This window comes from Bacillus sp. bc15 (assembly GCF_900142585.1).
GTDB lineage: Bacteria > Bacillota > Bacilli > Bacillales > Bacillaceae_G > Bacillus_A > Bacillus_A cereus.
The window spans coordinates 213,512-234,390 of record NZ_FRBJ01000007.1 but is presented as its reverse complement, the minus strand read 5'-3'; the positions used below and the strand labels follow the sequence as shown (position 1 = coordinate 234,390).

The window sequence follows — 20,879 nt, the reverse complement described above, 5'->3', positions numbered from 1 at the left end:
TAGGAGGGATTAATTATGACAATTGAAAACCCAACTCGTACGGAAATTGGTGAAGTGTTAAAGAAAAGCAAAACAATTGCGGTTGTTGGATTATCAGATAAGCCAGAACGTACATCGTATATGGTTTCAAAAGCAATGCAAGATGCTGGATACCGTATTATTCCAGTTAATCCAACAGTAGATGAGGTGCTTGGAGAAAAGGCAGTTTCTTCACTAAAGGATATTAAGGAACACGTTGACATAGTAAATGTATTTCGTCGCTCAGAGTTTTTAATGGGTGTTGCAAAAGAATTTGTAGAGATTGATGCAGATGTTTTTTGGGCACAATTAGGAGTACAAGATGAAGATACATATAAACTTTTAAAAGAAAAAGACTATACTGTAATAATGGATCGTTGTATTAAAGTAGAACATGCGATGACAAAATAGTATAGATTTAAAAGTAGAAAGATTGATTCAGCCCTCATTATAGATAAGTAGGGCCGATGAACGAGGTGTTCATCATGAGATTTTTTAAAGGCTGTTTTTGGGGATTGTTATTTGTAATCCCATTTTGGATCTTGATCATTTGGATCATAATAAAGGTTTGGAATGTGTAATCTTGGAATACATATCCATTTCTCGTTGACAAACGATTATTTTTCTGAAATAGTAGCCTAGAGGAATCCTTGTGAGAAAACAAGGATTTTTCTATTGAAGATGGTATATAAAAGAGATAAGATAACTTGCCAAAACTATAGTCGAGGCGTTATTCTATAATAGAAACATATGTTCTGATTTTGGATTAGGAAAGGGGCAAGGAGTTTGGCGAAGCATCAGTTCCAATATAATGAAGATGCGATTCAAGTGTTAGAAGGACTTGAAGCCGTTCGAAAACGCCCGGGTATGTATATCGGGAGTACGGATAGCCGTGGATTGCATCATTTAGTATATGAAATAGTAGATAACTCCGTTGACGAAGCGTTAGCGGGATTTGGCGACGAAATTTCAGTCGTAATACATAAAGATAATAGTATTAGCGTTATAGATAAAGGGCGAGGAATGCCTACGGGAATGCATAAACTTGGGAAACCTACACCTGAAGTTATTTTAACTGTACTTCATGCAGGTGGTAAGTTTGGTCAAGGTGGCTATAAAACGAGTGGTGGTTTACACGGTGTTGGGGCATCAGTTGTAAACGCTTTGTCAGAATGGTTAGTAGTAACAATTAAACGTGATGGTAACATTTATGAACAACGCTTTGAAAATGGTGGCGTTCCTGCAACGACGTTAGAGAAAATCGGGAAAACGAAAGAGTCTGGTACGACAATGCACTTCAAACCAGATACAACGATTTTCAGCACGACAAATTACAATTATGAAACATTATGCGAGAGATTACGTGAATCTGCATTCTTATTAAAAGGAATGAAAATCTCGATAAAAGACGAACGTAATGATTTAGAAGATATATTTCATTATGAAACAGGAATCGAAGCTTTCGTTTCATATTTAAACGAAGAAAAAGATTCAATTCACCCGGTTGTATATTTCACTGGTGAACAAAACGGGATTGAAGCAGAACTAGCATTCCAGTTTAATGATGGTTACTCAGAAAATATTCTTTCGTTTGTAAATAACGTACGTACAAAAGATGGTGGAACACACGAAGCTGGATTTAAAACAGCAATGACGCGTGTGTTCAATGAGTATGCTCGTAAAGTTTCATTATTAAAAGAAAAAGATAAAAATTTAGAAGGTACAGATATTCGTGAAGGTGTAGCGGCTATCGTTTCTGTACGTGTACCAGAAGAAGTACTTCAGTTTGAAGGACAAACGAAAGGGAAACTTGGTACAAGTGAAGCTCGTTCTTCTATTGATGCCATTGTCTCAGAGCATTTAGCTTACTTTTTAGAGGAAAACCCGGATGTAGCTACACTTCTTGTGAGAAAGGCAGTTAAAGCAGCGCAAGCACGTGAGGCTGCTCGTAAAGCGAGAGAAGAAGCACGTAGTGGTAAGAAGAAGAAAAAATCAGAAGGTACGTTAAGCGGGAAGTTAACACCTGCACAATCACGTAATCCTCAGAAAAACGAATTGTATTTAGTAGAGGGTGACTCTGCTGGTGGTTCAGCGAAACAAGGACGAGACCGTCGTTTCCAGGCCGTATTACCATTACGTGGTAAAGTAATTAATACAGAGAAAGCAAAGCTTGCTGATATCTTTAAAAATGAAGAGATTAATACAATCATTTATGCGATTGGCGGCGGTGTAGGAAATGAATTTGATGTTGAAGATATTAACTACGATAAAGTTGTAATTATGACCGATGCCGATACGGATGGAGCTCATATTCAAGTATTGTTATTAACGTTCTTCTACAGATATATGAAGCCACTTATCGAAGCGGGTAAAGTGTTTATCGCACTCCCTCCTTTATACAAAGTAAGTAAAGGAAAAGGTAAGAGTGAAGTAATTGAATACGCTTGGTCAGATGAGGAATTAGACGGTGTAACGAAAAAAGTTGGAAAAGGCTATATGTTACAACGTTATAAAGGGCTTGGTGAAATGAATGCGGATCAATTATGGGAAACAACAATGAATCCTGAAACGCGTACATTAATTCGCGTGAAAATTGATGATGCAGCAAGAGCAGAGCGTCGCGTTACAACATTAATGGGCGATAAAGTAGAACCGCGCCGTAAATGGATTGAACGCAATGTACAGTTTGGCATGCAAGAAGAAGGAAATATTTTAGAAAATGAAATGATTATGGAGACGGAGGTGGAATAACATGCAAGCAGAGAAGTTTCATGACCTCCCGCTTGAAGACGTGTTAGGTGATCGCTTTGCACGTTATAGTAAATATATTATTCAAGATCGTGCACTTCCAGATGCACGTGATGGCTTAAAGCCAGTACAAAGACGTATTTTATATTCTATGTATGTAGAAGGTAATGTACATGATAAAGCGTTTCGTAAATCAGCTAAAACAGTAGGTAACGTTATTGGTAATTATCATCCACATGGAGATTCCTCTGTATATGAGGCAATGGTACGCTTAAGCCAAACTTGGAAAGTACGTAATGTTTTAGTTGAAATGCATGGTAATAATGGTAGTGTAGATGGGGATCCAGCGGCAGCAATGCGTTATACGGAAGCTCGTTTATCACCAATCGCATCTGAATTATTACGTGATCTTGATAAAGAAACAGTTGAATTCGTGTCAAACTTTGATGATACGAGTGAAGAACCAGTTGTATTACCAGCAGCGTTCCCGAATTTATTAGTGAACGGATCTACAGGGATTTCCGCTGGTTATGCAACAGAAATTCCTCCGCATCATCTTGGAGAAGTTATTGATGCTACAATGATGCGTATTGATAAGCCAAATAGTACTGTTGATGATTTATTAACAGTTATGAAAGGACCAGATTTCCCAACAGGCGGTATTATTCAAGGGATTGATGGTATTAAAAAGGCGTATGAAACAGGTAAAGGTAAAATTATTATTCGCGGAAAAGCAGAAGTTGAAACAGTGCGCGGTGGGAAACAACAAATTGTAATCACTGAAATTCCTTACGAAGTGAATAAGGCAAACCTTGTAAAGAAAATGGATGAATTACGTCTAGATAAAAAGTTAGATGGTATTGCTGAAGTGCGTGATGAGACAGATCGTACTGGTTTACGAATTGTTGTTGAATTAAAGAAAGAAGCAAACGCTGAAGGTATTTTAAATTATTTATATAAAAATACAGATTTGCAAATTCCATATAACTTTAATATGGTAGCGATTAATAATCGTCGTCCAACACTTATGACATTACCAAAAATTTTGGATGCTTATATTGGACATCAAAAAGAGGTTATTACGAGACGTTCGCAATATGAATTAAGAAAAGCAGAAAATCGTCAACATATTGTAGAAGGTTTAAAGAAAGCATTATCGATTTTAGATCAAGTAATCGAGACAATTCGAGCTTCAAAAGATAAACGTAATGCGAAAGATAATTTAAGTGCAAAATTTGGCTTTACAGAAGCACAGGCGGAAGCAATTGTTTCCTTGCAATTATATCGCTTAACGAATACAGACATTACGGCGTTACAAGAAGAAGCAGATGAGCTTAATAAGAAAATTCTAGAGCTACAGTCAATTTTACAAAGTGAAAAAAGATTACTTCAAGTCATTAAAACTGATTTGAAGAGAGTTAAGAAAACATATAGTGATGATCGCCGTGCTATTATTGAAGAACAAATTGAAGAAATTAAAATAGACGTAGAAGTGATGATTCCACAAGAAGATGTCATCGTTACTGTAACGAAAGAAGGATATGTGAAACGTACTGGATGGCGCTCACATAATGCATCAAACGGCAAAGACTTCGGTATGAAAGAGGGTGACATCTTACTTGAACGATTCGATACGAATACGACTGAAACAGTTCTTTTATTCACAAGTAAAGGGAACTATATATATCTTCCAGTATACGAAATGCCAGATATTCGTTGGAAAGATTTAGGTCAGCACGTTGCAAATATCGTTTCACTCGACCGAGATGAAACGATCATTTGGGCAACGGTTGTACCGAACTTTGAGGAAGAAAAACGATTTATCGTATTTGTAACACGAAATGGTATGATAAAGAAAACAGAATTAAATCAATATAAAGTTCAGCGTTATTCAAGGGCATTCGTTGCTGTAAACTTGAAAAAAGATGATGAAGTTGTCGATATATTTGCGACAGATGGAACGAGTGATATCGTTCTTGCTACACATGGTGCATATGCACTTATTTTCCATGAAGATGAAGTAAGTCCAGTCGGTGTAAGAGCTGCTGGTGTGAAAGCAATTAATTTAAAAGAAGATGACTATGTCGCTTCTGGTAAACCGTTAAATGGTGATAAAGATCAACTTATTCTCGTAACGCAGCGTGGTGCTGTAAAACGTCTAAAAGCATCAGAAATTGAAAAATCAACGAGGGCGAAGCGAGGTCTTGTTATTTTCAAAGAGTTAAAACGTAATCCGTACCGCATTGTCGGTATTGAAATTGTTCGGGACGATGAATTAGTTTACATGAAGACAGAGAAAAACATTGTAGAAGAGATTGATCCGAAAGCGTATCGAAATAAAGACCGGTATAGTAATGGTAGCCTAGTGCTAGATGTAAATGATACTGGTGAAGTAGTAGAAACGTGGACGAAAAAACGACCGGAGTAAAAAAAGCATCTTGCTATGAATAGTAGCAAGATGCTTTTTTCTAGGCAATTTATTATGTAAATAATAATAATCTTGTTATAATAACTGAATGAAATCGTTCTCATAAAGTGAAACTTTAATCAATGGGGATTTTCTTCATCCTCACTGATTATTAGTTGAACTAATCGGGCTTTAACAAGCAGTTGATTCCTCACCTAATTCCTTAGCTTTCACTGAATTTTGGGTTAGGAATCTTACTGCCCATTAAAGCGGCACAAATGGAGGGGCAACATGAAAAAAATAGGTGTAGGGATTGTAGGATTTGGTTTTTCTAGTACGACATTTCATATCCCACTATTACAAACAATAGAAGAATATAATATTCGAGCTGTATTATCCTCAAAAGAAGAGGTAGTAAAAGAAACATTACCAAACGCTAATGTTGTTAGTACAATTGATGAATTGGTGAAGCGAGCTGATGTTGACTTAGTTGTTATTACCTCACCTAATACAACTCATTTTCCATATGTAAAAGAAGCAATTTTAAACGGTAAGCATGTTGTTGTAGAAAAACCATTTGTTGTTTCAATTGAAGAAGGGGAAGAGCTTATTACATTAGCAGAGCAGCATAATGTAATGTTAAGCGTATATCATAATCGTCGTTTTGATAATGATTTCTTAACAATTAAGAAATTGTTAGGAGAAAACAGAGTAGGGAATGTATACGCATATGAATCAAATTTTGATCGTTTCCGTCCACATGTACGTGATCGATGGAGAGAAAAAAATCTACCAGGTTCCGGTATATTATACGATTTAGGATCGCATTTAATTGACCAAGCGTTATCAATATTCGGGAAACCAGATGCGATAAGTGCAGATGTAATAAAACAACGACCAGGTGCAGAGGTGGATGATTATTTCCACATAGTACTGCATTACGGAGTTAAACGTGTCATTTTACGTAGCAGCAGTTATGTGAAAAAAGCTGGACCGCATTTTATAGTGCATGGAGAGAAAGGTTCTATCGTGAAGTACGGTATGGATTCGCAGGAAGAGCAATTAAAAAATGGAATGAAGCCAGGCAATAACGGTTATGGGGTAGACGATGAAGAGAATTTTGCTACTTTAGAAACAGAAGAAAGCTTAGAGCGTATTCCAACAGAAGTCGGTTGTTATGACAATTATTATAAAGGTGTACGAGATAGTATATTAAATGGTGAGGAACTACCTGTAACAGCAAAAGAAGGTTTAGATGTTATTAAACTGATTCAATTAGCGATTGAAAGCAGTGAAAAGGGTAGAGTCATTTCTATAAAATAAAAAGACACGAATTTCGTGTCTTTTTTATTAGGAATATGTGAATATGATTAATTAATTAGTTTAGTCGTTTATCATACATTAATTGGATTTGTATGCCATAAGGATCTTCAATAATACCATATGCTTCACTAAATATATTTTTTTCTAGCTGAGAGATTATTTTCACATGCTTATCGGAAATTAAATTATTATAAAACCTTTGTATTTCTTCTAAATTAGCGCTTTGAATGCAAAGTGACATGTTATTTCCAACGTTATAACGTTCATTAGTATTCATTGTATCTTCTGCTATCATTAGCTTTGTATTCCCAATTTGTAAAACAGAGTGAGCAATATGATCTTTATTTTCACTTGTAATTTTAAAAGAACTATCTCTTTTCGCCAGTTCTTCATACGTAACAATCATTAACTTTTTGGCTTCTAAATTACGTATATAAAAATTAATCGCCTCCTTTGCTTGCCCATTCATTGAAAGAAAAATAGCTATTTCTAATGTCATAAATATATAACTCCTTTATTAGTTGATAATTATAATATAGATTAAAAGGGTTTCAATACATGACACCTTTTTGGGAGGGAAATATGAAAAAAACGGAACGAATAAATGATATGCTTATTTTCTTAAAGAATAAAAGATATTTTAATTTAAAAGATTTAATGACTAGATATGATATTTCTAAAAGTACCGCGTTGCGAGATATTCAATCATTGGAAGAAATAGGTGTACCCATATATTCTGAACTGGGTAGAAATGGAAGTTATAAAATTATAGAAAATAATGTGTTATCACCAATTTATTTTAGTGTGGATGAAATGTATGCGTTATACTTTTCAATTCTTACGCTAAATGGATACAAGACAAAACCATTTAATGTAGAAAGTATTGCGCTTGAAAATAAATTTAAACATGTATTACCTGATAATGTGAGTAAAAATATTTCAATCATGGAACTAACGCTTTCCTTTGAAGTAACAAATCATAGTAATTTTAGTCCGTTCTTAAAAGAAATTTTACAGGGGATTTTTGCTGAGCGAGTTTATCATTTAACATATTTAAAAAAAGGTGAGGAGAAAGCATTGGTTGCCCAATTTATTCGAATAGAATCTAAATTTGGCCAGTGGTATGCTAAAATCTTTAATTTTGAGACAAATCATGTTCAAATAATTAGATGTGATAAAATTCTTTCTATTGTGGAAACAAGCAATGTTCATCCAAAAAATCTTGAAGAATTATTAAGTTATCTTACTACTTTTCACAGGAAGCCTGATGCAATTGATTTTAGCGTCATTGTTAATCAAAAAGGAAAAGACATTTTTGATAAAGAGAATTACCCTTCCATGAGGTTGCAAAATGAAAATTACATTATAACAGGCTATTTTAACAAGCAAGAATCTGATTTTATTTCAAATTATTTTCTGAATTTCGGTGAAACGATTATTTCGATTCAGCCTGTTATGCTAAAAGAGTTAATCTATAATAAGGTGTTATCTATAAAGCAGCATTTAACTTCTTTAAGATAAAGTTAGTTTTAGCTATTTATTTGATATGAGAAAGCCCTTGAGATTTAAATATCCAAAGGGCTTTTTGGTGATTGTATTTGTTTTTTAGAAACAATTATTTTTCTGGGACGGACAGTCCATAAAAGAACATCGTGACGATATCTTGTATATGTTTTTCGCGATTTCCTTCAAGAAGTTGTGCCCCAAAATCATCACCTAATTTAGTAAACATTTGAATGTAAAGTAACATCATTTCTTTAGTAAGGTGTGGATTAATTTCGTTTTTGCGCTGAGCTTGTTCTAATATTTCTAAATACCAGGGCAGGATTTTTTCATTTTGATAACTATAAATAAACTTACGGAGTTCTTCATCCCTTTGCATCATTTGCAGTAACATATCAGGTTGAAATAACCCGCCAGTATTCATTTTTCTTAGAATCATTTTTTGCATCATATCATGAAAAGGTAATTTTTCTTCTGCAAGCTCTTTATAATATTGAAATTCAGATATGATAAATTCTTGTATAAGCTCCCTAAATAACGCATCTTTACTTCCGAAATGATTATAAATTGTAACTTGAGAAACGTTTGCTTCTTTTGCGATATGTTCTATTTTCACTTCATTAAATCCACGTTCTGAAAATAATACGAATGCTGCTTCTTTAATGGCACGCTTTTTCTTTTCTTTTACTCTTTCAAAGCCGTTCAATGCAATCACCTCACTTAAAATATACAAGAAAAAATAATGGAAAACAATAATTTTGAAATATGGACTAATAAATATTTCAAAAAGTTGTTGCGAATATGGAAGATGAGGAGTACAATAATTTTGAAATATCACATATTCAATATTTCAAAAAATGAGGTGGAATTATGATTTCAGTTCAAGATGTCACAAAACAGTTTTCGAATGGAAAAGGTTTGTTTCATATTACATTTGATGTAAAAGAGGGAGAAGTATTTGGTTATTTAGGACCGAATGGTGCCGGAAAATCAACGACGATTCGTAATTTAATGGGATTTATAAAACCGACAGCTGGTAAAGCGACAATTTTTGGATTAGATTGTTGGAATGAAGCAGCGAAAATTCAAAGGGAAGTTGGTTATCTACCGGGTGAAATTTCTTTTATTGAAGGAATGAACGGATTAGAGTTTTTAAAATTAATGCAGGGAATGCGTGGATTAAAGGATACGAAAAGACGAGATGAACTGATAGAGCGTCTGCAATTTGATGTGAAAACACCGATTCGCAAAATGTCTAAAGGAATGAAGCAAAAAGTAGGGATAGTCGCTGCATTTATGCACGATCCAGAGGTGTTAATTTTAGATGAACCAACATCTGGACTTGATCCACTTATGCAGCAAGTGTTTATAGATTTAATATTAGAGGAAAAGCAAAGAGGAAAAACAATCCTAATGTCATCACACATTTTTACTGAAATTGAGAGAACTTGTGACAGAGTAGCTATTATTAAAGATGGTCGACTCGTAACGGTTGAAAATATTCACGATTTACAAGGAATGAGAAGACAGGTGATAGATGTAACAGTATCATCACAAGAAGAGATTGAGTCCCTTACAAAGTGTAATTTGCAATTTGAAGCGGTAAAAGGCAGAGAGGCATCTATCATTGTACAAGGAAACTATCAAACTGTTTTACAAACACTTTCAAACTATAATGTAACGGCACTTCAAACGAGAGCGATGGATTTAGAACATTTATTTATGCATTATTACGATAAGAAAGAAGGGGTAACGCATGAATAAGCAATTGTTTTTAGCTAGTTTGAAAGAAACACAAAAAAGTATTTTGAGTTATGCGTGTGGTGCGGCTTTATATTTGTGGTTATTAATTTGGATATTCCCGTCAATGGTATCAGCGAAAGGGCTAAATGAATTAATAGCTGCCATGCCTGATAGTGTGAAAAAAATCGTTGGTATGGAAAGTCCGATTCAAAACGTAATGGATTTTCTAGCGGGCGAATACTATAGTCTATTGTTTATTATCATTTTAACAATTTTTTGCGTAACAGTTGCGACACATTTAATTGCTCGTCATGTAGATAAAGGAGCAATGGCATACTTGCTAGCAACACCTGTATCTAGAGTGCAAATTGCTATTACACAAGCTACTGTTCTCATATTGGAACTTCTGATTATTGTATCTGTTACGTATGTAGCTGGGTTAGTAGGTGCAGAATGGTTTTTACAAGATAATAACTTAAATAAAGAATTATTTTTGAAGATAAATATAGTCGGAGGGCTCATATTTTTAGTCGTTAGTGCGTATTCATTTTTCTTTTCTTGCATATGTAATGACGAAAGAAAAGCACTAAGTTATTCAGCGAGTTTAACTATCCTATTTTTCGTATTGGATATGGTAGGGAAGTTAAGTGATAAGTTAGAATGGATGAAAAACCTATCATTATTCACGCTGTTTCGTCCGAAAGAAATTGCTGAAGGATCATATAATATATGGCCGGTAAGTATAGGTTTAACTGCTGGAGCGCTTTGTATTTTCATCGTAGCAATTGTAGTGTTTAAGAAGAGGGATTTACCGTTATAAAGTAGAAAGTCCACTGAGAAAGTGGGCTTTTTTTATTTGTAAATTTAAACTAGTATTGTTTATCGCATAACACTTATAAAGGGTATTTATCTTTTGGATTACAAAAATATTCAAAAAATTGAACCTTTTTCTGGGTTCATACGTCTAATACATGTAAAGTTAAATTGGAAGTGATGAAGTGAGGATGAAACAGGAGGAGCAATTGTGAAAGTAATCCCTTTATATAAAATAATTATAAAAGAAGAAACGGATGTTGCTTTAGCGAAAAAAGGTGATCATGAAGCCTTTATAGCGCTTATACATACAGAAAAAGTGAAGATGTATCGAATAGCAAAGGCGATGTTACGTGATGAGACAAATATAGAGGATGCGATACAGACAACAATTTTAAAGGCCTATGAAAATATAAAAAAATTAAAAAAAGAAGAATTTTTTCAAACTTGGTTAATTCGAATACTAATAAATGAGTGTAACAATATTATTAGAGCGTATAAAAATGTAATTGTGACAGAAGAGAATGATTACAATATGAGTGCGTGTGATCAGTATGAAGATATAGATTTGTGTAATGCGATTCAATCGTTACATGAAGAATTAAGAGCTGTTACGGTGCTTTATTATTATGAAGATATGAATCAAGAGAGTATAGCAAAGCTGTTAGAAATACCGAAAGGAACAGTGAAATCAAGATTGTCACGCGCGAGGGAACAACTACAAAAACGATTAAAGATGGAATAGGGGGTGTAAAGGATGGATAATGAAAAATTATTTGATGAGAAATTAAAAAAGAGAATAAAAGATGAAAATGTTATAGTACCTCCAGAGTTAAATGAAAAAATTAATGGCACGCTACATAATCTTAAGGTAAAAAAGAAGAGTTACAAAATTCATATGATGATAATTAGTGCAGCGGTTTGTATACTTTCGGTGGTATCTATGTCTGAGTTTTCTATACAAAGTTTTGCGCAAAATGGTGGAGTATTTGAATATGTAAAGAAAAAAGCGTTTTCTGATTTTGAAAATGAAGAAGAAATAAAATCGAATGTACATTATCCAGATAAAGAAAAGATTCATCAAAAAATGCTAGATTCTATTGATTATTTTAAAAATATTTCAGGACAATTTGAGGAATATTCTAGCTCATCAAGAATTGCTACAACATATAAGTATGCGATTGATACGGAAAAACAAAGAGGTATCTCTTCGAAAGAAGATAAACTAGCGAAAAAACGAACAATTATATATAACGAGGGCAAGAAAAAAGAGTTTGATGATGAGAAGTATACCTATAAAGAGACAAAATGGAACCCGAAAGAAAGAAACAATGAACTATTAAAATTAAATCCTACGGAAAGGTTATTGAAAAAAGCAGGTGAAAAAAAGCGATATGATGATGAATATATAGGGCTAGCTAAATATAGTATTCAATCAGAATTCGCAGATTTGTTAATTCGATATAAAGATTGGAATTATAAAGAAACGAAATATCTTGGATTAGATTGTTACAAAATTGAAGGAGTCATCAACATAGAGATGCCTGTTAGCACCTCTGAAGATTTAAGAGGGAAATTCGAAATGGTTGTGGAGAAAAATACAGGGATTATGTTGAAATTTCTTAGTTTTCAAGAAGGCTTGATTCAATATTCAGTTACGACTGAATGGATACAAATAGATAAGGGATTGAAAGAAAGTATGTTTCAAAAGGATAGCGCTAAATATGAAAGAATGAAAAACATATTGGATGAATAGAAACAGGAGGAGAGTAAATGGAGAATCATTCATCTTTAAGAGAAGAGAAAAATAAGCAAAAATATAAAAAGAAAACGATAATAAGTTTACTACTGGCGGTATTACTATTTGGTGGAATTGGCTATGGAGCCTATGTATATATGAAAACTTCTAGTCTCGTACAAAAATCTAATTTGAATTTAGCACGAGGTGAAAAATCCAATTTACGTGAGAAATCTGTAAAGCCAATTGCAAATCATGTTTCACTTTTAATTATGGGAATTGATGAAAATCAAGAACGACAAAAGGAATATAATGGTGCATTTCATACAGATGCATTATTGTTAGCGACTTTTAATAAAGACGATAAAACAGTGAAATTAACGAGCATACCGCGTGATACATATACATATGTTCCAGTTGAAAAGAAAAAAGATAAAATAACCCATGCATATGGAAGTGGTTTCGTTAAAAATGGTACAGATGGAGGACCGCAAGCTTCTGTGGAAGCGGTAGAAAAATTGTTACAGGTGCCAGTTGATTATTTTGTGAAATTTAATTTTGGTTCCTTTACTAAAATTGTTGATGGGTTAGATGGTATTGAAGTGGATGTCCCGGTTGAATTTACGGAGCAAAATAGTAAAGATGAACCTGATGCGATTCATTTGAAAAAAGGATTACAAAAATTAAATGGCGAAGAAGCACTTGCACTAGCAAGAACGCGCCATATTGATAGTGATGCAATGAGAGGACAGCGCCAACAACTTGTTATTGAAGCGATTTTAAGTAAATTAAAAAGTGTAGGATCGATTACGAAGCTAGAAAAAATAGTTGAGGCGGTTGATAGTGATTTTAAAACAAATTTAGTAATGGATGATATTTTATCTTTTTATAAATACGGTTTAAACGGTTCAGTTGAAAAAATACAATTAGCTGGTGATGATTTATACTTACCTAATGGCCCAAACGGGCAACGTGTATATTATTATAATCCTAATAAAAAAGATCTACAGAGTTTGAGTAATACTCTTAGAACACATCTAGGGTTAAGTGAAAAGCAAATTGAGGAGAATTAAAGCAGACGAAATGTCTGCTTTTTTATTTTTGTAGAAAAGAGGTTTGTTACGATATACATTATTTATTAACAATAATTTACAAGTTATTTTATAGTGAAGGGATATAAAGACTATTAAATCAATACATAGAATTCCATGAGGTATAGTGTTTCGAAAGGTTAAGTAATTTTTATGAATATTACTGTAAAAAAATAATTTTTTAAAAATTTTCAATAATAACACTTTACAAAACTCAAAAAATTAGTAGAATAATAGTTAATAAGAATCTTCTGATAAATATATAAAGAAAAACAGAATTATCAGAAAATTCTTAAATGAGAGCGTTAAGAATTAGGGAGGGTACAGAAAGTGAAAAAGAAAAAAATGAAAAAACTAACAGCGGTTGTAGTACCAGTTTTAGCAATGAGTATGGCATTAACAGCATGTTCTACATCAGGTGGAGATAAGAAGACAAGCACAAATTCTAGCTCTGGTGGAGATAGTAAATCAGAAGGAAAATTAGCAGCAAAACAAGTACTAAATCGTACTGAAACAAATGAGATTCCAACAATGGATACTTCTAAAAATACAGATACATTAGGTTCTCAAATTTTAGGGAACACAATGGAAGGTTTATATCGATTAGATAAAGATAACAAACCAATCCCAGCTGCTGCAGAATCAAGCACGAAGAGTGAGGATGGTAAAAAATATACATTTAAACTACGTAAAGATGCAAAATGGTCAAATGGTGATCCTGTAACAGCGAAAGATTTTGCATATGCATGGCAACGCTTATTAGATCCAAAAACAGCTGCTGAGTATGCATTTATTGCATTTCCAATTAAAAATGCGGAAGCGGTGAATAAAGGTGAAAAACCTGTAGCAGAGCTAGGAGTAAAAGCGGTAGATGACTATACGCTTGAAGTTGAGTTAGAACAAGCAGTACCATACTTCTTAAACTTAGTAGCGTTCCCATCGTACTATCCATTAAATGAGAAGTTCGTGAAGGAAAAAGGAGATAAATATGGTTTAGAGTCTGATACAACAGTATATAACGGACCGTTCGTTCTTACTGATTGGAAGCATGAGCAAGGTTGGAAATTAAAGAAAAACGACCAATATTGGGATAAAAAGACTGTAAAACTAGATGAAATTAACTATAGTGTAGTAAAAGAAGTAGCTACAAGAGTAAATTTATATGATACAAATGCAATTGATTTTGCACTTCTATCAGGTGAATTCGTTGATAAGTATAGAAATAATAAAGAAGAGTTTGGCACATATTCACAAGTAAGCACATACTTCTTACGTCTGAACCAAAAACGTGGCGGACAAGATACACCGTTAAAGAGCCAAAAATTACGTGAAGCAATCGCGCTTTCTATTGATAAGAAAAATCTATCAAATGTAATTTTAAATGATGGATCTAAACCTGCGGACTTCTTAGTACCAAAAGGATTAGCAACCGGACCTGATGGTAAAGATTTCCAAGAAACATTTAAAAATGGTATTAAGCCAGATGCGAAAAAAGCAGCAGCTGCATGGAATGAAGCGAAAAAAGAACTTGGAAAAGACCAAGTTACAATTGAGCTATTAAACTATGATACTGGTAATGCGAAAAAAGTTGGAGAATATGTAAAAGACCAGATCGAGAAAAACTTAAAAGGTGTAACAGTTAATATTAAACTTCAGCCATTCAAACAAAAGTTAAAATTAGAAACAGAGCAAGATTATGATTTATCATTTGCTGGTTGGGGACCTGACTACGCTGACCCAATGACATTCTTAGATATGTTCCAGTCTAATCATTCTCATAACCAAATGAGCTTCGCTGATTCTAAGTATGATGATATGATTAAAAAAGCTGGTGGAGAATTAATGGGTGACGCGAAGAAACGTTGGGAAGAGCTAGGAAAAGCTGAGAAATTACTTCTTGAGAAAGATGTAGCACTTGTACCTTTATACCAACGTGGTGATGCATATGTTCAAAAACCAAATGCAAAAGGCATCGTTCACCATAACATTAGCCCAGAGTATAGCTTCAAGTGGGCATATATGACTGAAAAAGATGGAAAATAATTTTTAAACAGTAATGTTATCTTTAAGTGGATGTATACAAGTTTCTTAGCTTATTTTGTAGTGAGAATCTCGTACAATAGAAAGATAAATGATAGAGCATTCCAAAAGTAGACTATTTACTTTTGGAATGCTCTTTTTATTATGAGATTACATGTAAATAAATCGATAGATGTAAGGAAGAATTTGTATCATGACAATTGTAAAAAATACGTTTTACTATAATAAAAAAATAATTTTTAGAATATTTTAAAAATAACTTTACAAAAGCGGAAAAATTAGTAGAATATTAATTAATAAGAATTTTCTGATAACTAGTTATTAGAAAGTCTATCAAAAATGGTTTCGTACATATAATTGGGGAGGGTACAAAAATGAAGAAAAAGATGAAAAAGTTCACGGCGGTTGTAGCGCCAGTTTTAGCAATGAGTATGGCGTTGACAGCGTGTTCTGGATCTGGTGGGGAGAAGAAATCAACTACGACGTCTAGTGGTGGTGGGGAAGAGAAAAAAGCTGAAATTAAATATGCAGCGAAACAAGTATTAAATCGTACAGAAAATCAAGAAATTCCGACGATGGATGTTTCAAAATCTACTGATACATTAGGTTCTCAAATTTTAGGGAACACAATGGAAGGTTTATATCGATTAGATAAAGATAATAAGCCAATCCCAGCTGTGGCAGAATCTAGTACGAAAAGCGAGGATGGCAAAAAATATACATTTAAATTACGAAAAGATGCAAAATGGTCAAACGGTGATCCTGTAACAGCGAAAGATTTCGTATACGGATGGCAGCGCTTACTCGATAAAAATACAGCTGCAGAATATGCGTTTATCGCTTTCTATATTAAAAATGCAGAAGCAATTAATAAAGGTGAAAAACCTCTAACAGATTTAGGAGCAAAAGCGGTAGATGATTATACGCTAGAAGTAGAATTAGAAAAGCCAGTACCGTATTTCTTGAATTTAATGGCATTCCCATCGTACTATCCTTTAAATGAAAAGTTCGTAAAAGAAAAAGGAGATAAGTTCGGTTTAGAAGCAGATACAACGTTGTATAACGGACCGTTCGTTATGGCTTCATGGAAACATGAACAAGGATGGCAATTAAAGAGAAATGATCAGTATTGGGATAAAAAGACTGTGAAATTAGAAGAAATTAACTATAGTGTAGTAAAAGAAGTTGCGACGAAAGTAAACTTATATGATACAGGATCAATTGATTTTACACTATTATCAGGAGAATTCGTTGATAAATATAAATCGAACAAAGAGGAGTACGGTGAGTATTCAGAAGCAAGTACATTCTTCTTACGTTTAAATCAAAAGCGTAACGGACAAGATACACCGTTAAAGAGCAAAAAACTACGTGAAGCAATCGCATTATCAATTGATAAAAAAGGTTTAGCGAACGTTATTTTAAATAACGGTTCAAAAGCAACAGATCAATTAGTACCAAAAGGGCTTGCGACAGGGCCTGACGGTAAAGATTACCAAGATACATTTAAAAATGGTCTAAAATATGATCCGAAAAAAGGTGCAGCAGCTTGGGAAGCAGCGAAAAAAGAACTTGGAAAAGATCAAGTGACAATTGAACTACTAAGCTATGATGATGGAACTGCGAAAAAAATTGCTGACTATTTTAAAGATCAAATTGAGAAAAACTTAAAAGGTGTAACGGTTAACACGAAAATTCAGCCGTTCAAACAAAAACTGAAATTAGAGTCAGCGCAAGATTATGAAGTTTCATTTGCAGGTTGGAGCCCAGATTATTCGGATCCAATGACGTTTATTGATATGTTTGAATCGAAGAGCCCATATAACCAAATGAGTTATTCGAATCCAAAATATGATGAAATGGTAGCGAAAGCAGGTAATGAATTATTGTCTGATCCCAAGAAGCGTTGGGAAACGTTAGGAAAAGCAGAGAAATTGTTCCTTGAAGAAGATGCAGGATTAATTCCTTTATATCAAACAGGTAGAGCGTATGTAATGAAACCGAATGTTAAAGGAATTGTGAAACATAACATCAGTCCAGAATATAGCTTTAAGTGGGCTTATGTAACGGAAGGGAAATAATAAATAAGAGCGTTTTAAAGGTAGATAATGACTTTTAGAACGCTCTTTTACTATTAAATTAAATAGAGAAGAATAAGAAAAGTGGTACTTACATATAGTAGATGTGGGAGAATTCGTATAGTAGTAATAGATTGTTATTGAAGTAAATAAATTAATTATTATGAATATTTTTAAAAATACTTTACAATTCGAGAAAAATTAGTAGAATAATAATTAGTAATAATTTTCTGATAATTTAAATTGGAAATCTCTCAAAGTTAGTTTCGTACATATAATTGGGGAGGGTACAAAAATGAAGAAAAAGATGAAAAAGTTTACGGCGGTTGTAGCGCCAGTATTAGCAATGAGTGTGGCGTTAACAGCATGTTCTGGATCTTCTGGTGGGGAGAAGAAAACGACTACGACATCTAATAGTGGCGGGGAAGAGAAAAAATCCGATATTAAATATGCGGCAAAGCAAGTAATGAATCGTACAGAAACGAATGAAATTCCGACGATGGATACTTCTAAAAATACAGATACGTTAGGTTCTCAAATTTTAGGAAACACGATGGAAGGGTTATATCGTCTAGATAAAGATAACAAGCCAATTCCAGCGGCGGCAGAATCTAGTACGAAAAGCGAGGATGGCAAAAAATATACATTCAAATTACGAAAAGATGCAAAATGGTCAAACGGTGATCCTGTAACAGCGAAAGATTTCGTATTTGCATGGCAACGTCTAGTAGATCCAAAAACAGCTGCTGAGTATGCGTTTATTGCTTACTATCTTAAAAATGCAGAGGCAATAAATCAAGGGAAAGCAGAAGTTTCTACATTAGGTGTAAAAGCGGTAGATGATTATACGCTGGAAGTTGAACTAGAGAGACCAGTACCATATTTCTTAAATTTAATGGCATTCGCGTCATACTATCCATTAAATGAAAAGTTCGTAAAAGAAAAAGGAGATAAATACGGTTTAGAGTCTGATACGACAGTTTATAATGGACCGTTTGTACTTACTGATTGGAAGCATGAACAAGGTTGGAAATTAAAGAAAAATGATCAGTATTGGGATAAAAAGACTGTAAAACTAGAAGAAATCAACTATAGTGTAGTAAAAGAACCAGCTACAAGAGTAAATTTATATGATACAGGTGCGATTGATTTTACACTTTTATCAGGTGAATTTGTTGATAAGTATAGAAATAATAAAGAAGAGTTTGGTGCATATTCAGAAACAAGTACGTTTTACTTGCGTCTAAATCAAAAACGTGGTGGGCAAGATACACCGTTAAAGAGTAAAAAATTACGTGAAGCAATTGCATTATCAATCGATAAGAAAGCTTTAACGAATGTCATTTTAAATGATGGTTCAAAACCAGTGGATTATTTAGTACCAAAAGGTTTAGCAGCTGGACCAGACGGTAAAGATTTCGCAGAAACGTTTAAAAATGGTTTTAAACAAGACTCTAAAAAGGCAGCAGCAGCCTGGGAAGCAGCGAAAAAAGAACTTGGAAAAGATCAAGTGACAATAGAGCTATTAAATTATGATACTGGTAATGCGAAAAAGGTTGGGGAGTATGTAAAAGATCAAATTGAAAAGAATTTAAAGGGTGTAACAGTAAATATTAAACTTCAGCCATTTAAGCAAAAACTAAAATTAGAATCAGACCAAGATTATGATTTCTCATATGGTGGCTGGAATCCAGATTATGCGGATCCAATGACATATCTTGATATGTTTGAAACGAAAAATTCACAGAATCAGATGAGCTATTCAAATTCAAAATATGATGACATTATTAATAAAAGTAAGACGGAATGGATGGCTGATGCAAAAAAACGTTGGACAGAGCTAGGGAAAGCAGAAAAATTGTTACTTGAAGAAGATGTAGCGCTCGTACCTTTATATCAAAGTGGTAGATCGTATGTTATGAAACCAAATGTAAAGGGAATTGTAAAACATAATATTAGTCCGGAATATAGTTTCAAATGGGCGTATGTAGAAGAGAAATAGTAAAAGAAAAAAGCGTTTTCAAGTTGCAACATTGCACTTGAAAATGCTTTTTTTTCTGTGCACTATTTTTTTGAGGATGAATATATGTATTATAGAAAACTTGAAGGAGAGTCCTATGAAGCGAAACACATACATCGATTTCCTAGCTTATTACGGAATAGGAAGTGCTCATCCTGGTGGTTTTACGTTAACAAAACAATTGTTAGCACAACTGCCTTTTAAATATGGAGCGAATGTCCTTGAAATAGGTTGCGGTACGGGAAAAACAGCGGCATATATGACAAGGGAATTTGGTTATAAAGTAACAACTGTTGAAAAGAATGAAATTATGATTCAAAAGGCAAAAGATAGATGGTTGTTTGAAGGGTTAGCTATACAATTAATTGAAGGAAGTGTAGAGCAATTACCTTGTTTGAATAACTCATTTGAGTTCGTACTTGGAGAATCAATCATCGCTTTTACAGAGAAAGAAAGGGTTATCTCGGAGTGTTATCGTGTATTACAGCAGGATGGTAAGCTTGTTGTCATTGAAATGATTATTGATAGGCACATTGATAAGGGTGAGGAAGAAAAAATCGCCCAATTATATGGCATGAAAGAACTATTAACTGAGAATGAGTGGGTACAATTATTTCAGAAAGCAAATTTTAAAAGAATCACAATTGCTGGCGGTGGCACGATTGCAGAAACAATCTCTGGCTATGTAGAAGAGCCAGAATGGAATGTATCCTCACATATTCCGAATGAGTTATATGAGGCGTGGGTACAGCATGAAAATGTACGGCTTATGTACCAACACATTTTAGGGCATCGTATTTTTATATGTGAAAAATAAAGAAAAAGAGTTGGCTAAAGGTAGCCAACTCTTTACTATGTTAAATGAAAAATAATGCAGCTAATGTGATTCCGAAGATGAAACCAAATCCGAGTTCAACACCCCAGCCACAACCGCCGCCACCCCAGCCGCCGCCACCACAACTACCGCAACCACGGCCACCACATCCGCAGCTGCTAAATCCACCACCGCATCCAAATCCGCAACTATCACATCTGCTAAGGCCGCCGCAAAGGTCACAACCACCGTTTGCATAAGCATCATAGTATCCGAATCCTGAATCAAAAGATGAGCGCTGTTGCACCGGTTCGATCCATACAGAGTTTTGTGTCAAATCAATTATTTTACCTAAATGTATACGGCCATCACGGTCTTCAATCCGAACAACTTTTCCGAAATAACGTCGGCATGTATCATAACATTTTTGTCTATGCATGTTCTTTCCTCCTTCCGCATTACAGTAATACGATATGTAAGGGGGACAAGTGCGGCTTGTACGAATGTCCTATCTATCATAATTGTTATAGGAAAGGGGAAATA

17 protein-coding genes are annotated in these 20,879 nt (G+C 34.0%); 14 read left to right on the top strand and 3 right to left on the bottom strand.

Annotated features, from left to right (window positions below):
• Positions 1 to 15: 15 nt before the first annotated feature.
• The 4 genes from BUA87_RS21685 to BUA87_RS21670 all read left to right on the top strand — a co-directional run bounded on the left by BUA87_RS21685 (position 16) and on the right by BUA87_RS21670 (position 6,496).
• Complete coding sequence (locus tag BUA87_RS21685) at positions 16 to 429, top strand: CoA-binding protein (protein ID WP_000151392.1); 414 nt, start codon at positions 16 to 18, stop codon at positions 427 to 429.
• Positions 430 to 804: 375 nt separating this feature from the next.
• The gene (parE, locus tag BUA87_RS21680; protein ID WP_001062197.1) at positions 805 to 2,769 is read left to right on the top strand and encodes a DNA topoisomerase IV subunit B; all 1,965 of its coding nucleotides are present in this window, start codon (positions 805 to 807) and stop codon (positions 2,767 to 2,769) included.
• A 1-nt stretch (position 2,770) separates the two neighbouring features.
• Positions 2,771 to 5,194, top strand: a complete 2,424-nt coding sequence (parC, locus tag BUA87_RS21675) for a DNA topoisomerase IV subunit A (protein WP_001147467.1) — start codon at positions 2,771 to 2,773, stop codon at positions 5,192 to 5,194.
• A 270-nt stretch (positions 5,195 to 5,464) separates the two neighbouring features.
• Positions 5,465 to 6,496: an oxidoreductase gene (locus tag BUA87_RS21670; protein ID WP_000719780.1), complete on the top strand. Its 1,032-nt coding sequence runs from the start codon at positions 5,465 to 5,467 to the stop codon at positions 6,494 to 6,496.
• A gap of 55 nt (positions 6,497 to 6,551) precedes the next feature.
• On the opposite strand, the gene BUA87_RS21665 is transcribed toward BUA87_RS21670, so the two are convergent.
• Complete coding sequence (locus BUA87_RS21665) at positions 6,552 to 6,995, bottom strand: VOC family protein (RefSeq protein ID WP_000171338.1); 444 nt, start codon at positions 6,993 to 6,995, stop codon at positions 6,552 to 6,554.
• A gap of 59 nt (positions 6,996 to 7,054) precedes the next feature.
• Here BUA87_RS21665 and BUA87_RS21660 point away from each other — a divergent pair, with 59 nt between their 5' ends.
• Positions 7,055 to 8,017: a helix-turn-helix transcriptional regulator gene (locus BUA87_RS21660; RefSeq protein ID WP_072940773.1), complete on the top strand. Its 963-nt coding sequence runs from the start codon at positions 7,055 to 7,057 to the stop codon at positions 8,015 to 8,017.
• Between the two features lie 94 nt (positions 8,018 to 8,111).
• Here BUA87_RS21660 and BUA87_RS21655 read toward each other — a convergent pair whose 3' ends face one another.
• Positions 8,112 to 8,714, bottom strand: a complete 603-nt coding sequence (locus BUA87_RS21655; RefSeq protein ID WP_072940770.1) for a TetR/AcrR family transcriptional regulator — start codon at positions 8,712 to 8,714, stop codon at positions 8,112 to 8,114.
• Between the two features lie 155 nt (positions 8,715 to 8,869).
• Here BUA87_RS21655 and BUA87_RS21650 point away from each other — a divergent pair, with 155 nt between their 5' ends.
• From BUA87_RS21650 to BUA87_RS21610, 9 genes are all read left to right on the top strand, one after another.
• Entirely contained in the window at positions 8,870 to 9,763 is an 894-nt protein-coding gene (locus BUA87_RS21650) for an ABC transporter ATP-binding protein (protein WP_025118000.1), read from the top strand.
• The gene (locus BUA87_RS21645; RefSeq protein ID WP_001041424.1) at positions 9,756 to 10,562 is read left to right on the top strand and encodes an ABC transporter permease subunit; all 807 of its coding nucleotides are present in this window, start codon (positions 9,756 to 9,758) and stop codon (positions 10,560 to 10,562) included. Before BUA87_RS21650 ends, BUA87_RS21645 begins: the two co-directional genes overlap by 8 nt.
• A 204-nt stretch (positions 10,563 to 10,766) precedes the next feature.
• Positions 10,767 to 11,300 carry an RNA polymerase sigma factor gene (locus BUA87_RS21640; protein WP_065229191.1) on the top strand — a complete coding sequence of 178 codons (534 nt, stop codon included), beginning with the start codon at positions 10,767 to 10,769 and terminating at the stop codon, positions 11,298 to 11,300.
• Positions 11,301 to 11,312: 12 nt separating this feature from the next.
• A complete protein-coding gene (locus tag BUA87_RS21635) occupies positions 11,313 to 12,311 on the top strand; it encodes a hypothetical protein (protein ID WP_000368239.1) in 999 nt (332 codons plus the stop codon).
• Between the two features lie 17 nt (positions 12,312 to 12,328).
• Positions 12,329 to 13,366: an LCP family protein gene (locus tag BUA87_RS21630; RefSeq protein ID WP_000427599.1), complete on the top strand. Its 1,038-nt coding sequence runs from the start codon at positions 12,329 to 12,331 to the stop codon at positions 13,364 to 13,366.
• 348 nt (positions 13,367 to 13,714) lie between these two features.
• Entirely contained in the window at positions 13,715 to 15,427 is a 1,713-nt protein-coding gene (locus tag BUA87_RS21625; protein ID WP_000727534.1) for a peptide ABC transporter substrate-binding protein, read from the top strand.
• Between the two features lie 371 nt (positions 15,428 to 15,798).
• Positions 15,799 to 17,505: a peptide ABC transporter substrate-binding protein gene (locus tag BUA87_RS21620; RefSeq protein WP_000728443.1), complete on the top strand. Its 1,707-nt coding sequence runs from the start codon at positions 15,799 to 15,801 to the stop codon at positions 17,503 to 17,505.
• 292 nt (positions 17,506 to 17,797) lie between these two features.
• Entirely contained in the window at positions 17,798 to 19,504 is a 1,707-nt protein-coding gene (locus tag BUA87_RS21615) for a peptide ABC transporter substrate-binding protein (RefSeq protein WP_000728481.1), read from the top strand.
• Positions 19,505 to 19,619: 115 nt separating this feature from the next.
• Positions 19,620 to 20,339, top strand: coding sequence for a class I SAM-dependent methyltransferase (locus tag BUA87_RS21610; protein WP_071714658.1), 720 nt, complete (start codon positions 19,620 to 19,622; stop codon positions 20,337 to 20,339).
• Positions 20,340 to 20,379: 40 nt separating this feature from the next.
• On the opposite strand, the gene BUA87_RS21605 is transcribed toward BUA87_RS21610, so the two are convergent.
• Entirely contained in the window at positions 20,380 to 20,775 is a 396-nt protein-coding gene (locus BUA87_RS21605) for a hypothetical protein (protein WP_053563839.1), read from the bottom strand.
• Positions 20,776 to 20,879 lie beyond the last annotated feature (104 nt).